This is a genomic window from Actibacterium atlanticum (assembly GCF_000671395.1).
Classification (GTDB): Bacteria; Pseudomonadota; Alphaproteobacteria; order Rhodobacterales; family Rhodobacteraceae; genus Actibacterium_D; species Actibacterium_D atlanticum.
Genome location: NZ_AQQY01000002.1, coordinates 246,154 through 259,658 on the forward strand (window position 1 = coordinate 246,154; position 13,505 = coordinate 259,658).

The 13,505-nt window shown below is 58.8% G+C and carries 16 protein-coding genes; 7 read left to right on the forward strand and 9 right to left on the reverse strand.

From position 1 onward, the window contains the following. Nucleotides 1-2: 2 nt before the first annotated feature. Nucleotides 3-1,025 (reverse strand): ribose-phosphate pyrophosphokinase, encoded by a 1,023-nt coding sequence (locus tag ATO10_RS05140; RefSeq protein WP_035248910.1) that lies wholly within the window; start codon nt 1,023-1,025, stop codon nt 3-5. 105 nt (nt 1,026-1,130) lie between these two features. On the opposite strand from ATO10_RS05140, the gene ATO10_RS05145 reads away from it, so the two are divergent. After that, nucleotides 1,131-1,727, forward strand: coding sequence for a 2-hydroxychromene-2-carboxylate isomerase (locus tag ATO10_RS05145; RefSeq protein ID WP_035248912.1), 597 nt, complete (start codon nt 1,131-1,133; stop codon nt 1,725-1,727). A gap of 3 nt (nt 1,728-1,730) precedes the next feature. On the opposite strand, the gene ATO10_RS05150 is transcribed toward ATO10_RS05145, so the two are convergent. The 6 genes from ATO10_RS05150 to ATO10_RS05175 form a co-directional block, all read right to left on the reverse strand. Next, entirely contained in the window at nt 1,731-2,204 is a 474-nt protein-coding gene (locus ATO10_RS05150) for a YcgN family cysteine cluster protein (protein ID WP_035248915.1), read from the reverse strand. A gap of 40 nt (nt 2,205-2,244) precedes the next feature. Further along, a complete protein-coding gene (locus ATO10_RS05155) occupies nt 2,245-3,183 on the reverse strand; it encodes a bifunctional riboflavin kinase/FAD synthetase (RefSeq protein WP_035248918.1) in 939 nt (312 codons plus the stop codon). Nucleotides 3,184-3,215: 32 nt separating this feature from the next. Then, a complete protein-coding gene (locus ATO10_RS05160) occupies nt 3,216-3,659 on the reverse strand; it encodes a MaoC family dehydratase (protein ID WP_035248921.1) in 444 nt (147 codons plus the stop codon). 127 nt (nt 3,660-3,786) lie between these two features. After that, nucleotides 3,787-4,659 (reverse strand): TIGR01459 family HAD-type hydrolase, encoded by an 873-nt coding sequence (locus ATO10_RS05165; RefSeq protein WP_035248924.1) that lies wholly within the window; start codon nt 4,657-4,659, stop codon nt 3,787-3,789. Nucleotides 4,660-4,726: 67 nt separating this feature from the next. Continuing rightward, entirely contained in the window at nt 4,727-5,599 is an 873-nt protein-coding gene (locus ATO10_RS05170; protein WP_051597957.1) for an aldose 1-epimerase family protein, read from the reverse strand. Nucleotides 5,600-5,712: 113 nt separating this feature from the next. Next, nucleotides 5,713-6,633: a manganese-dependent inorganic pyrophosphatase gene (locus tag ATO10_RS05175; protein ID WP_035248926.1), complete on the reverse strand. Its 921-nt coding sequence runs from the start codon at nt 6,631-6,633 to the stop codon at nt 5,713-5,715. Nucleotides 6,634-6,784: 151 nt separating this feature from the next. On the opposite strand from ATO10_RS05175, the gene ATO10_RS05180 reads away from it, so the two are divergent. The 6 genes from ATO10_RS05180 (at nt 6,785) to ATO10_RS05205 (ending at nt 11,948) form a co-directional block, all read left to right on the forward strand. After that, entirely contained in the window at nt 6,785-7,450 is a 666-nt protein-coding gene (locus tag ATO10_RS05180; protein ID WP_035248928.1) for a DUF2161 domain-containing phosphodiesterase, read from the forward strand. A 91-nt stretch (nt 7,451-7,541) separates the two neighbouring features. Beyond that, nucleotides 7,542-8,132 (forward strand): hypothetical protein, encoded by a 591-nt coding sequence (locus ATO10_RS05185; protein ID WP_035248930.1) that lies wholly within the window; start codon nt 7,542-7,544, stop codon nt 8,130-8,132. Between the two features lie 208 nt (nt 8,133-8,340). Further along, complete coding sequence (locus ATO10_RS05190) at nt 8,341-8,628, forward strand: co-chaperone GroES (protein ID WP_035248932.1); 288 nt, start codon at nt 8,341-8,343, stop codon at nt 8,626-8,628. Between the two features lie 47 nt (nt 8,629-8,675). After that, nucleotides 8,676-10,322, forward strand: coding sequence for a chaperonin GroEL (gene groL / locus ATO10_RS05195; RefSeq protein WP_035248934.1), 1,647 nt, complete (start codon nt 8,676-8,678; stop codon nt 10,320-10,322). A gap of 248 nt (nt 10,323-10,570) precedes the next feature. After that, nucleotides 10,571-11,059 (forward strand): GNAT family N-acetyltransferase, encoded by a 489-nt coding sequence (locus ATO10_RS05200; protein ID WP_051597958.1) that lies wholly within the window; start codon nt 10,571-10,573, stop codon nt 11,057-11,059. A 61-nt stretch (nt 11,060-11,120) separates the two neighbouring features. Further along, a complete protein-coding gene (locus ATO10_RS05205) occupies nt 11,121-11,948 on the forward strand; it encodes a DMT family transporter (RefSeq protein ID WP_035248936.1) in 828 nt (275 codons plus the stop codon). Here the strand turns inward: ATO10_RS05205 and ATO10_RS05210 are convergent. Together ATO10_RS05210 and purE are read right to left on the reverse strand one after the other, a co-directional pair. Then, nucleotides 11,945-13,018 (reverse strand): 5-(carboxyamino)imidazole ribonucleotide synthase, encoded by a 1,074-nt coding sequence (locus ATO10_RS05210; RefSeq protein WP_035248938.1) that lies wholly within the window; start codon nt 13,016-13,018, stop codon nt 11,945-11,947. The genes ATO10_RS05205 and ATO10_RS05210 overlap by 4 nt on opposite strands. Then, nucleotides 13,011-13,499 (reverse strand): 5-(carboxyamino)imidazole ribonucleotide mutase, encoded by a 489-nt coding sequence (gene purE, locus ATO10_RS05215; protein WP_035248940.1) that lies wholly within the window; start codon nt 13,497-13,499, stop codon nt 13,011-13,013. Before purE ends, ATO10_RS05210 begins: the two co-directional genes overlap by 8 nt. Between the last annotated feature and the right edge of the window lie 6 nt (nt 13,500-13,505).

The window sequence follows — 13,505 nt, forward strand, 5'->3', positions numbered from 1 at the left end:
GATCAGTCCTGAATAGAATACAGTCCTTCGTAAATCGGCTCGAGCGTCTTGGTGTCGAACAGCGACGACACGCTGGTGCCATGCCAGATGTTCAGGATCGCCTGCGCAAACATCGGCGCGGTCGGAACGATCCGGATGTTCGGCGCGTTCTTGACCTCTTCGGTGGGTTCGATCGAGTCGGTGATCACCAGGCTTTTCATGACAGAATTGGTGATCCGTTCCACGGCGGGGCCCGACATGACCCCGTGCGAGATATAGGCGTGAACTTCGGTCGCGCCTGCGTCGATCAGCACCTCGGCGGCTTTGCACAGCGTGCCAGCCGTGTCGCACATGTCGTCCACGATGATACAGCGCTTGCCTTCGACATTGCCGATCACGGTCATTTCGGCCACTTCACCTGGCTTTTCACGGCGCTTATCAACGATCGACAAAGGTGCATTGATACGCTGCGCCAGTTCGCGGGCACGTGCCACGCCGCCCACATCGGGCGAAACAACCATGATGTCATCCATGTTGCCTTTGAAGTGGTGCTTGATATCCAGCGCGAACACCGGCGAGGCATAAAGGTTGTCTACCGGCAGGTCGAAAAAGCCCTGAATCTGAGCAGCGTGCAGGTCCATGGTCAATACGCGCTCGATCCCGGCCTCGGCGATCAGGTTAGCCACAAGTTTGGCGCTGATCGGCGTGCGGGCCTTGGTACGGCGGTCCTGGCGGGCATAGCCAAAGTAGGGGATCACGGCGGTCACTCGACCGGCCGAGGACCGCTTCATCGCATCGGCGATGATCAGCAGTTCCATCAGGTTGTCATTGGCCGGGCGCGATGTCGGCTGGATGATGAACATGTCTTCGCCACGGACGTTTTCATAGACCTCGACGAAAATCTCCTGATCGTTAAATCGTTCGACCCGCGCATCGACCAGGCCGATGTTCATGCCGCGGTGCATCGACATGCGGCGCGAGACGGCTGTGGCGAAGGGGCGGTTGGCGTTGCCCGAGATCAGTTTGGGTTCGGTGACGGAAGACATGGCGTGGTCCTGCTATGTGGGTCCAGATGACAGAATCGTGACGTTGACACCGCTTACCACCCGGTTACCGTCTTGCCAAACCTTGAGCGGTAGGGAGGCTGCGATATGACGCAAATTGACTACTATTTTTCGACCTTTTCCCCCTTCACCTATTTCGCCGGGGACGGTCTGGAGCAAATCGCACAAAAACATGGGTGCCAGATCACCTATAAGCCGCTTGATTTGATCGGCTTGTTCGCGCGCACCGGGGGGACACCACCGCCACAACGCCACGAGAACCGGCAGGTCTATCGACTGCAGGAGCTTCGGCGCCTTGCCAAGTTTTATGACGTGCCGTTGAACGAAAAACCCAAATTCTTTCCGCCCAATGCTGCGCCGTCTTCTTATGCCGTGATTGCTGCGCAGCAGGCCGGCGGCGGAGACGTCGGCGCGCTGGTGCAAAGCTTTCTGCGTGCCGTCTGGGCCGAGGATCGCGACATCGCTGACGACGCAGTGGTGCGCGACTGTCTAGCGAAGGCCGGGTTTGACCCTTCGTTGGCCGACAGTGGGTTGCTTGTCGGGGCGGAGACCTATGCCCGTAATCTGGAAGAAGCAGTCAGCGCCGGTGTTTTTGGCGCGCCGTTCTATATCGTTGGGGATGAACGATTCTGGGGGCAGGACCGGCTGGAACATTTGGACCTGCACCTGCAGGGCAAGCTTTAGCGCCTAGATACGGTCGTCATCGACGGCGTAATCTTCCCAGTCTTCAACCGGAATCTCCATCTCTCCCACAGTGGCGTGGCGCATGGAGACTCCGGCTTTATGAACGCTGTTCGGATCGCCGCTGATCAACGGATGCCAATCTTGTAACGGCTTGCCCTGCCACAGCAGGCGATAGGCGCAGGTGCGCGGCATCCAGTAAGCGTTCTGTTCGATGTTCTGGGGCGTCAGAACCACGCATTCGGGAACGATCTGCTTGCGGATTTCATAGTGCGTACAGCGGCAGGTTTCATCATCCAGCAGCCGACAGGCAACGCGGGTAAACACCATCTCGCCGGTGTCGGCGTCTTCCAGTTTGTTCAGGCAACACTTGCCGCAGCCATCACACAAGGCCTCCCATTCGGGCGGGGACATCTTTTGCAGGGGCACGCGCTCCCAGAACCGGGGGCGCAGCTTGGGGGCTTTGGGCGGTTTGTTCATGGCTGCGCACCGTAGCGCCCCGGGCAGGACAGGGAAAGGGTCACAGTGCGCTTAGGATGGATCGGGCGCGCGCACAGTCTTTGCCCATCTGTTCAACCAAGGCATCGACGCTGTCGAAGGTTTGTTCATCGCGCAGATAAGAGATCAGTCCGACCGAGACCGGAGTCCCGTAGATATCTCCGTCGAAATCGAACAGGAAGCTTTCACAATTAGGCCTATCAGCGCCAAACATCGGTTTCACGCCAATGGAAGCGGCGCCGTGGTAGGTGCCCTTGTGCGGGCCCTCAAGGATGTCGACCAGCACGGCATAGACGCCGTAACGCGGCTTGTGCAGCCCCTCCAGGGATATGTTCGCCGTGGGAAAGCCCAGATGCCGTCCGCGCTGATCCCCTTTGATCACAGGGCCTTCCAGCCGGTGCCAGTGGCCCAACATGGCGGCGGCGTCTTTGGGGCGGCCATCCGCCAGTGCATTGCGGATCGCGGTTGAAGACACGGTAACGCTGCCTCCGGCTAAAAGCGGCACCAGTGTTACACCAAAACCGAACTTCTGGCCGAAGCTTTTCAGATCCTCTGCGCTGCCAGCGCGGGCTTTGCCAAAGCAAAAGTCGGCGCCCACCACCACATGGCTGACACCAAGACCATCCACCAGCACTTCGCGGACAAAAGCCTCGGGGCTAAGCGCGGCCATCTGCGCGTCAAACGGGAATTGGAACAGCTGATCAATGCCCAGCTTCGCAAGGCGATGCTCTTTGGCGCTGGCGTTCATCAGCCGAAATGCGGGGGCGTCGGGCGCGAAAAACTCGCGCGGGTGGGGTTCAAACGTCAGAATGCCCAGTGGCGCTTTGCGTCGCGTGGCCTCGGCGCGGGTAATCTCGATGACGGTCTGATGGCCCAAATGAACCCCATCAAAATTGCCGATCGCAACGACAGCGCCGCGATCGGATTCAGGATGAGTTGTCCAGGTCGTGTATGTCTTCATGTCATCCCGGTCGTGCCGGGATGGGCACGAAATCAGTCAAGCTTGCGGCTGGGCGCCTGTACTTTGGCTTCGCCTATCAATACCGGCTTATCGTTCACCGTGCACACACATTCAAGCAGTACACGACGTTTATGATGGTCAATGTCGGTGACTTTAACCTCGGCCAGCACCGTATCGCCGGGGCGCACGGGGCGAATGAACTTCAGCGTCTGCCCCATGTACACCGTACCGTGGCCGGGCAGCTGTTCGCCGATCACAGCCGAAATCAGGCTGGCTGTCAGCATGCCATGGGCAATACGCCCGTGGAACATGCTGTTTTCAGCATAGTCATCGTCCAGGTGCACGGGGTTGCGGTCGGTGGAGACATCGGCAAATTTTTCGATGTCTTCGTCCGTGATGACCTTACGCAGATACCGGCTCATACCGATTTCCATGTCTTCGATACAGATTGTACCGCGGGGCAGATTATCCAGCATTCTATCGCTCATCGAGTCGCTCATGTTGCGGTGCAGCATAAAGGTGCATGACCATTTATGCAAATGCAAAGGTAATTATAAGACTAAATGTGCATATCCGACGCAATTTTCTTGCCGTGCGGTTTCTCTACCTCAGTTTCCCGATTGTGTAGCGCGGAGCGATCATTTCCTTGTCCAGAAAGGTCTCCAATGCGGTCGGATCAGGCTGATATGCGGTTTTGGTTTCTGCGGCGGCCAACCCCCCGGAAATGAACAAGCAATCCAGATCTTCCCCCATGGCGCCCCGCACGTCCGTGGCCATGCCGTCACCAATACACAGGATTCGGTCATCTGCTACTTTTGCGACCTGCGACAACCGCCGACGCGCCAGATCATAGATCGGCGGGTGGGGTTTGCCGAAATAAAGGCTTTCACCGCCCATTTCGGAATAAAGCTGCGCCACAGCACCTGCGCACCATTCGCGTGTTTCACCCCGATCCACAACGATATCAGGGTTGGCGCACAACAGCTTCATGCCCTTGGTTTTCGCATAGAGCAGCTCGGCCTTAAGCGCAGAAGGGTCGGCATGCACGTCGAACGGGCCGGTACAGACAACACCTTCGGCCTGATCCAATGGCACGCGGGTGATCTCAACCGGGTCTTCAATGATTTGCAGCGGGTCAAAGAAGTTCAGATCGGTCTCGGCATTGCCGATAAAAAACACGTTCTGACCGACAGCCCCGCGATACATCGCGGCCCGTGCCGAATCGCCCGAGGTGGTGATTGTGTCCCAAGCGTCGTCGGCAACCCCGATGATACCCAACTGCTCGGCGACAGACGCGCGATGGCGTGGCGCATTGGTCAGAAGCACCACAATGCCACCCTGCGCGCGATAGTCCTGCAGCGCTTTGACGGCGCTTTCAAACGGGGTCACGCCGTCATGGACACAGCCCCAAAGGTCGACGAACAGGGCGTCATATTGCGCAGAGATTTCAGATAGGTTTTCGATAATCTGGGTCATGGTCGCCTCGGGCAGAATTGGGTGCCCTCTTGTTAGGGGGCGCAGAAGGGTTTGGCCAGTGGTGCGGTTAAAGGGCGATGGTGATGTTGAAGGCAAAGCGGCTTGTGGCGCCCGGCGCCAGGGTGACGCAGTAAGGGCGATGGGCCATTTCTGGGTCGTCTGCCGTTGTGGCGGCCATGCCGTGCCAAGGCTCGATACACAGGTAGGGTGCGCCGGGTTTGGTCCAGAGCGCCAGATTCGGCAGGTTCTCGAAACTGAAGTGCAACTGCGGGCCGTTTTCCACACCATAGCTCAGGGTGCCGCCCGCACCTTCAGGGAAGATCATTGCGTCGTCATCGAACTGTGTGGGCGACAGCGTTAGCTGCCCAGCGACAAAGGGGGAAGGGTGGCGCTCGGGCGGCACCAGCCCGTCTTGCAGGCGGATCATGGGTGGTTCGGCCCCGTTGTGCAGTTTTACCCTGTGTGCTTTCCCCCCGGCCCCCGGCAGGGGCCACGCAAAGGCGGGATGAAAGCCAAAGCCGAAGGGCATCGGGGCGGTGTCGTTGTTGGTCACCTCAACCGCGGTTTGCAGGCTGTTTCCCGACAGTCGGTAGCGCACCGCCAGCGAGAAAGCAAAAGGATAGACCGCGCGGGTTTGCTCTGAATCGTGCAGCTCGAAGGTACAGCTCTCAGGGGTTTGCGCGACCAGGTGGAACTGGCTTCGGCGGGCAAAGCCATGTTGTTTCATGGGCGCGCGATGATCGCCCACGGCGATCTGATCGTTTGGTGCGCGGCCCACGATGGGAAACAGCAAAGGTGCCCGCCCGCCCCACCACTTTGGGTCGCCATGCCACAGCAACTGGTCGTTGTCGGGTGTGGACAGGCTTTGCAGCTCGGCTCCTAGAGCCGAGACCGTGGCACGAAAGCCTTCGCTTTCAATTGTCGTGAGATCTTGGGTCATCGGGGCCTCTTGGCGATGTCACTCCACTACAGATGTTGTGTCACAGCCAGATGGCGACGAGCAAAGAAAAAGGCGCCCCAAAGGACGCCTTTCCCAAATCGATGTAAAACAAATCAGACCTTAAGGTTCGGGATGATCTGCTTTTTGCGCGACATAATGCCGGGCAGAACAACGGTGTCGCCGTCAACGGTGGCATCGAACGACTTCTCGGCAACGCCTTTGACCAGATCGTTGGGCACGAACAGGGTGGCTTCTTCGTTCAGGATGTCGACAACGAACAGCAGAACTTCGTCAACGCCGTCTTCCGAGGCAACATCGCCGAACGAGGCCAGCAGGCTGTCCTTGCGGTCCAGAACCAGTTTCGGCGCGGTGGTTTCCAGAACCGAGACGCGGAACTTGGTGCCATCGACTTCGTACTGCTTGCTGTCCATGCGGATCAGGTCAGCATCCGAAAAGGCCGAGACATCGGACTTGGCTTCGAACATTTCCGAGGCATAGGCGCCCAGGTCGATGTTCAGCTCTGCAGCCAGCTTGGTGGCCAGCTCTTTGTCGGTGTCGGTGGTGGTGGGCGAGCGGAATTCCAGCGTATCCGACAGGATGCAGCTCAGCATCGCGCCTTTGATGTTGTCGGGCATCTTGTCAGCGTCGTCACCCATCAGGTCGTACATGATGGTGGCGGTACAGGCCAGCGGGCGGATGGTAATGTCGATCGGGCCTTTGGTTTCCAGACCGCCAACCAGTTTGTGGTGGTCGATGATCGCCTGCACATCAGCGTCGTTGATCGCGTCGGGCAGTTCCGCCGGGTTGTTGGTGTCGACGATCACAACCGCATCGCCCTCGGCGACACCGTCGATGATGGCGGGTTTGTCCAGGCTCCACTTTTCCAGCACAAAGGCGGCTTCGGTGTTGGGTTCGCCCAACAGCTTGGCCTCGGCGGGGGTGCCTTTGATCTCGGACAGGTACCAGGCCCAGATAATGGGCGAGCCGGTCGAGTCGGTGTCGGGGGATTTGTGGCCAAATACTTGGATCGTCATGGAGGATATGTCCCGTGTCGAAGATTGATTTGGGCGCTCTTATAGGGGGGCTGGGGGCGCTTGTCACGAGCGCTGGCGCTAACGGATGCTGCGGTGCCGCATAAATGCCGCGTGCTTGCGCGCCGTGGAGGGGTCAGGCCATAGTGGTGCTATGGTAAATCTGCGCGAAACCGATCTGTATCCGCCCCTCAAGCTATTTCTGGAGGGGCAGGGCTATGAGGTGAAATCCGAGGTTTGTGGTGCGGATATTGTGGCGTGTCGAGCCCAAGAAGAACCGGTAATCGTGGAAATGAAAACCGGGTTTTCACTGACATTGATCCATCAGGCCATCGCGCGGCTGTCGCTTAGTGATACGGTTTATATCGCGGTGCCACGCGGGCAGGGGCGACGGTTTCAGAAGGCGCTGGCCGAAAACAAGACCCTGTGTCGGCGATTGGGCCTTGGGTTATTGACGGTGCGACTGAAAGACGGGTTGGTTGAACCCCATCTGGACCCGGGCCCCTATGCCCCGCGCCAAAGCAAACCGCGTAAGGCGCGCTTACTGCGCGAGTTCGCACGACGCGAGGGGGATCCAAACACCGGTGGAACCTCGAAGACCAAGCTGATGACTGCCTATAGACAAGATGCCATCCGCATCGCGCAGTATCTGGAACTGCACGGCGCCACCAAAGGCGCGGTCGTGGCCAAGGCCTGCGATGTGCCCGTGGCGACCCGCATGATGGCAGATGATCATTATGGATGGTTCGAACGTGTAGAGACCGGGATTTATCAGCTGACGCCAAAGGGCGTTGAGGCGCTGGGCAACTCATCTTCTTAGCTTCACAATTCTGATCGAAAAGCTTGACGCAAACCCGATACCCGGTACCGTTTCATACAATTCTGTCGAACTCGTTTTTTAGGAGATTTGTATGACCCTTCACTTTCTGCGCTCTTTTTTCGGTGCGTTGGCGTTTGTTGCCGTAGTTTCCCATCCTGCCGCAGCCGGGGCGGCTGATTTTGCGAAGCCGGGAACGCGCATCACATGGAGCTGGTCAGCGCTTTCCTCGGATGGAACGCGGGAAAAGGGCACAAACACCGTGCAGGCGGCCAGCAGTCGTGGGCACGTTGGCAAATATAAAAGAAAGGGCGAATCCAAGACCCGAAACTTTGTTCCAGCTTGTTGGGTGTGCGGGGGTGATAGCTACAATTATGACAAGAAGGCATATGCAGAACTTTGGCCCCTAGAGACCGGCAAGACCGTGCAGGTCACCCTTAAGCGCAAGAAAGACGGCCGGGTGCGTGTGTCGACGATCACCGTTGGAAAGCTGCAAAAGGTCAAGCTCGCGTTTGGCACGGTCCAAGCCTACCAAATCACAGAAGTTATGCGTGGCATAAATGGCAGCAGCTACAAAGCGACGTATACGTCTTATTGGGCGCCTGAGATTGGATGGAACGTGAAGTATGATCGAAAGTCCTCTAGCGGTTCCCGTTACAAGGGCGAGGTCACCAGTGTTCAATAGAGCTATTACTGCAATGGTTTTTATGCGGGTCCCACGGGGCCCGTTTTTCTTTTGCCACCTGGGCGTTTTCAGCGCTGCGGCGCGGCGCGCTTTTTCGGTTCAAGGCTGTTGACTCGGGTCTTCGCTATCCCTAACTGTTTCGCGTTAGCACTCGTCGGAGGTGAGTGCTAATACCTGAAACAACAGATGAACCAAGGAGCGTTCACAGATGGCATTTACTCCGCTTCACGACCGAGTGCTGGTCGAGCGCGTTGAGAGCGACGAAAAAACTGCTGGTGGTCTGATCATTCCCGACAGCGCAAAAGAAAAGCCCGCTGAAGGCATGATCATCGCTGTTGGCGAAGGCCTGAAAAACCAAGACGGCGAGCGCATCGCGCTGGACGTCAAAGCCGGCGACCGCGTGCTGTTCGGCAAATGGAACGGCCAGGAAGTCACTGTCGACGGCAAAGAGCTGTTGATGATGAAAGAATCCGACATCATGGGCATCCTGTCGTAAGACAGACCCTTTCTCAAAGAATTCAAATTTAGTCAGGAGCAAGCACAATGGCTGCTAAGGACGTAAAGTTCGATACCGACGCCCGTAACCGTATGCTGAAAGGCGTCAACATTCTGGCCGACGCCGTGAAAGTGACCCTGGGCCCCAAAGGCCGTAACGTTGTCATCGACAAGTCGTTCGGTGCCCCGCGCATCACCAAAGACGGCGTTTCCGTTGCCAAAGAGATCGAGCTGGAAGACAAGTTCGAGAACATGGGCGCGCAGATGGTTAAAGAAGTCGCTTCGCGCACCAACGACGAAGCTGGCGACGGCACCACCACCGCGACCGTTCTGGCCCAGTCGATCGTGAAAGAAGGCCTCAAGCAGGTTGCTGCTGGTCTGAACCCGATGGACCTGAAGCGCGGCATCGATCTGGCAACTGCCAAGGTTGTTGAAGCCATCAAAGACGCCGCTCGCGAAGTTAAAGACAGCGACGAAGTTGCTCAGGTTGGCACCATCTCGGCCAACGGCGAAGACGAAATCGGTCGTCAGATCGCAGACGCGATGCAGAAAGTCGGCAACGAAGGTGTTATCACCGTCGAAGAGAACAAAGGTCTGGAAACCGAGACCACTGTTGTCGAAGGCATGCAGTTCGACCGCGGCTACCTGTCGCCTTACTTCGTGACCAACCCTGACAAGATGATCGCCGAGCTGGACGATTGCATGATCCTGTTGCACGAGAAGAAACTCTCGTCGCTGCAAGCCATGGTTCCGCTGCTGGAATCGGTGATCCAGTCGCAAAAACCGCTGCTGATCATTGCAGAAGACGTTGAAGGCGAAGCGCTGGCGACCTTGGTTGTCAACAAACTGCGTGGCGGCCTGAAAATCGCTGCTGTTAAGGCGCCGGGCTTTGGCGATCGCCGCAAGGCCATGCTGCAGGACATCGCGATCCTGACCGGTGGTCAGGTCATCTCGGAAGATCTGGGCATGAAGCTGGAAAACGTCACCATGGACATGCTGGGCACCGCCAAGAAGATCCAGATCTCCAAAGACGAAACCACCGTTGTGGACGGCGCTGGCGAGAAAGCCGAGATCGAAGCACGTGTTGCTCAGATCCGCGCTCAGATCGAAGAGACCACCTCGGACTACGACCGTGAGAAACTGCAGGAACGCGTTGCCAAACTGGCTGGCGGTGTTGCCGTGATCCGCGTTGGTGGCATGACCGAAGTGGAAGTCAAAGAGCGTAAAGACCGCGTTGACGATGCACTGAACGCAACCCGCGCTGCTGTGCAGGAAGGCGTCATCGTTGGTGGTGGTGTTGCTCTGGTTCAGGGCGGCAAGGCACTGGAAGGTCTGACCGGCGCAAATGCTGATCAGGACGCCGGTATCACCATCGTCAAGAAAGCCATCGAAGCGCCTCTGCGTCAGATCGCTGAAAACGCTGGTGTTGACGGTGCTGTTGTGGCCGGCAAAGTTCGCGAAAGCGACGACACTGCCTTTGGCTTCAACGCACAGACCGAAGAATATGGCGACATGTTCTCGTTCGGCGTGATCGACCCCGCCAAAGTGACCCGTACCGCTCTGGAAGATGCGGCATCGGTTGCTGGCCTGCTGATCACCACCGAAGCCATGGTTGCTGACCTGCCCGAGAAGCCGGGCGCAGCTCCGGCCGGTGGCGGCATGCCCGACATGGGCGGCATGGGCGGCATGATGTAATCTGCCGGTCAAATGACTAGGGAAGGGGCGCCAAAATGGCGCCCCTTTTTCTTTTGGGTGTGGGTTGAGTGCAAACTGGACAGTTCACTTTCTGCGTGCTGTTTGTGCAATAGAGTAATTTTTAGCTCGCAGTTGCAGTAATTTGCGTTACAATTTTTGCAGTGCAGCATTGCGGCTTTTCTGTTCTGCAGGGCCATAGAAAAATGGATCGAAGAGTGACAGTTCCACCAACAACAGAGCCTGTAAAAATGAACCTGCGGCCCGTGGCACAAGGCGATGTGCTGGAAATATCCATTCTGCTGGACACGGTCTTTGAAGGCCCTGCCGAGGCACGTTTGGTGCAGCGCCTGCGCGATGAAGGCGCGATGGCGCTGGAATTGGTGGCCGAAGATGACGAAGGGATTATGGGCTATATCGCCTTTGCGCGGATGCTGGTACCAGACAGCATTTGGGCCCTGTCCCCGGTTGCGGTGCGCCAGAAATCCCAAGGCGGGGGCGTTGGCTCAAAGCTGATCCAGCATGGTTTGGATATGGTGCGCCAGAGCCATGAGTCCCAAGGCGTCGTGGTGTTGGGGGCCCCCGAGTATTATGAGCGTTTCGGGTTCTCGCGAGCCGCGGCGGCGGACCTGACCACGCCCTATGCCAAGGAATACACCATGTTTTACCCCTTGGCGCCCGAAGCCGCGCATCTGAAAGCGGCGCTCAGCTACCCTGACGCATTTTCCGAGGCGCAATAACATTTGCGTATGCGCCTAAGATGGGGCTGGTATCTGGGCGCACTGTAGTCATGATCGCCCCATGCGCCTGATCCTTCTGACCGTTCTCACCCTGATCGCCTTCGCCGCCAATTCGGTGCTGAACCGTTTGGCCCTGACCGACGCGTCCATGGGGCCTGCAGCATTTGCTCTGATCCGATTGGTGGCGGGTGCGGTGGTTCTTGCGGGGCTCAGCATCATGTCCGGCGGCCTGAGCCTGCGCGCGCCCGGCCGTGTGACTGGTGTGTTGTCCCTGGCGGTCTATATGCTGGGCTTTTCCTTTGCCTATATCAGCCTGCCCGCCGGTTTGGGCGCTTTGTTGCTGTTTGGTGGGGTGCAGGTAACCATGTTTGCTGGTGCCGTCCTTGCCAAAGAGCCCATTCCCGCTTTGCGCTGGGCCGGGTCTGGTGTGGCTTTTGCGGGGCTGGCTGTGCTTTTGTGGCCCGGGAGCGCCGCCGCACCGGCTTCGGTGCCTGCGTTGTTCATGCTGGCCGCTGCCATTGGATGGGGCATTTACTCGTTGAACGGGCGCGCAGAGAGCAAACCGCTTAACGCCACCGCGGCCAACTTCATTCTGGCGGTACCGATTGCCGCGCTGGTTTTCGCTTTCCGTGCCGATGCGATCACCGGGCTGGGCGTGGCCTATGCCGTGCTGTCGGGCGCGATTACCTCTGGGCTGGGGTATGCGTTGTGGTACACGATTTTGCCGGATTTGGGGGCAACACGGGGCGCTGTCGCCCAGCTGACAGTACCTTTGATCGCGGCGCTTGGCGGTTTTGTGGTGCTGGCAGAACTGCCAGACATCCGTTTCGCCATTGCCGCCGCCCTGGTTTTGGGCGGCGTGCTATTGTCGATGCGCGCGAAAGCTTAAGCCGCGCCAAGCACCCGGTTGGCGTGACCCATCTTGCGGCCTGCTTTAACCTCGGCCTTGCCATAAAGATGCAACGCGACGGCGGGGTCTTTGGCCAGCTCGGGCACTTGATCCATATCGTCGCCAATCAGGTTCAGCATCTCGACGTTCGAATGGCGGCTGCCATCGCCCAAGGGCCAACCGGCCACGGCGCGGATGTGTTGTTCGAACTGGTCCACGACACAGCCATCCTGTGTCCAGTGGCCTGAATTGTGCACGCGCGGGGCGATCTCGTTCACGATCAGACCCTTGGGCGTCACGAACAGCTCAACCCCCATCACACCGACATAGTCCAGCGCGTTCAGGATTTGCCCGGCCAGCAGTACCGCATCGGTGCGCTGGGCGCCCGACAGGCGGGCGGGCAGGGTGGTGGTGTGCAGGATGCCATCGCGGTGGACGTTTTCGCCGGGGTCGAAACAGGCGACCTCACCGTTCACACCGCGCGCGGCAATCACGGACACCTCGTGGCTGAAATCAACAAACCCTTCCAAGATGGCGGGGGCACCGGCCATGGCCTCAAAGGCCGCATCCGCGTCGCTGACTTCCATGATCCGGGCCTGCCCCTTGCCATCATAGCCAAAGCGGCGGGTTTTCAGGATGCCGGGCACGCCAGCGGTTTCCATCGCCGTGTCCAGATCGGCGCGGCTGGCGACATCGGCAAAAGGGGCGGTTTTCAGGCCCAGACCGGCCAGGAACTCTTTCTCGACCAGACGGTCCTGGCTGACGCGCAACGCCTCGCGGCCCGGACGGATCGGACGCAGGGTTTCCAACAGGTCCAGCGCCGAGGTCGGGATGTTTTCGAACTCATAGGTGATCACATCGACCGCATCCGCAAAGGCGCGCAACGCAGCGTCGTCTTCGTAGCTGGCGGTGGTGACCGCATCGGCCACGTGACCGGCGGGCGGGTTCGCACCCGGTTCAAAGATGTGGCATTTGAAACCAAGGCGTGACGCGGCGACCGAGAGCATCCGGCCCAACTGACCGCCGCCCAAAATACCAATCGTCGCGCCAGTGGGCAGAGGGTTAGTCATCGACGGGCACCTCGGGGATCGACGCCGCCAACGCGTCGCGCCATGCGTCCAGTCGTGCGCCCAATTCAGGGTCGGAAGTGGCCAGAATGCCAGCTGCCATCAGGCCCGCATTGGCCGCGCCTGCTGCGCCGATGGCCATAGTCGCCACTGGAAACCCCTTGGGCATCTGCACGATGGAATAAAGGCTATCGACACCCGACAGCGCCTTGGTCTGCACCGGCACGCCAACCACCGGCACGCGGGTCTTGGACGCCATCATGCCCGGAAGGTGCGCCGCACCGCCAGCCCCTGCGATAATCACTTTCAGGCCGCGATCCACGGCGGTTTTGCCATACTCCCACAGACGGTCCGGGGTGCGGTGTGCCGAGACGATTCGCTTCTCATAGGCGATACCCAATTCATCCAGAATATCGGCGGCCAGTTTCATGGTCGGCCAGTCGGACTGACTGCCCATGATTATGCCTACGGAAATGTCGCTCATTGCGGC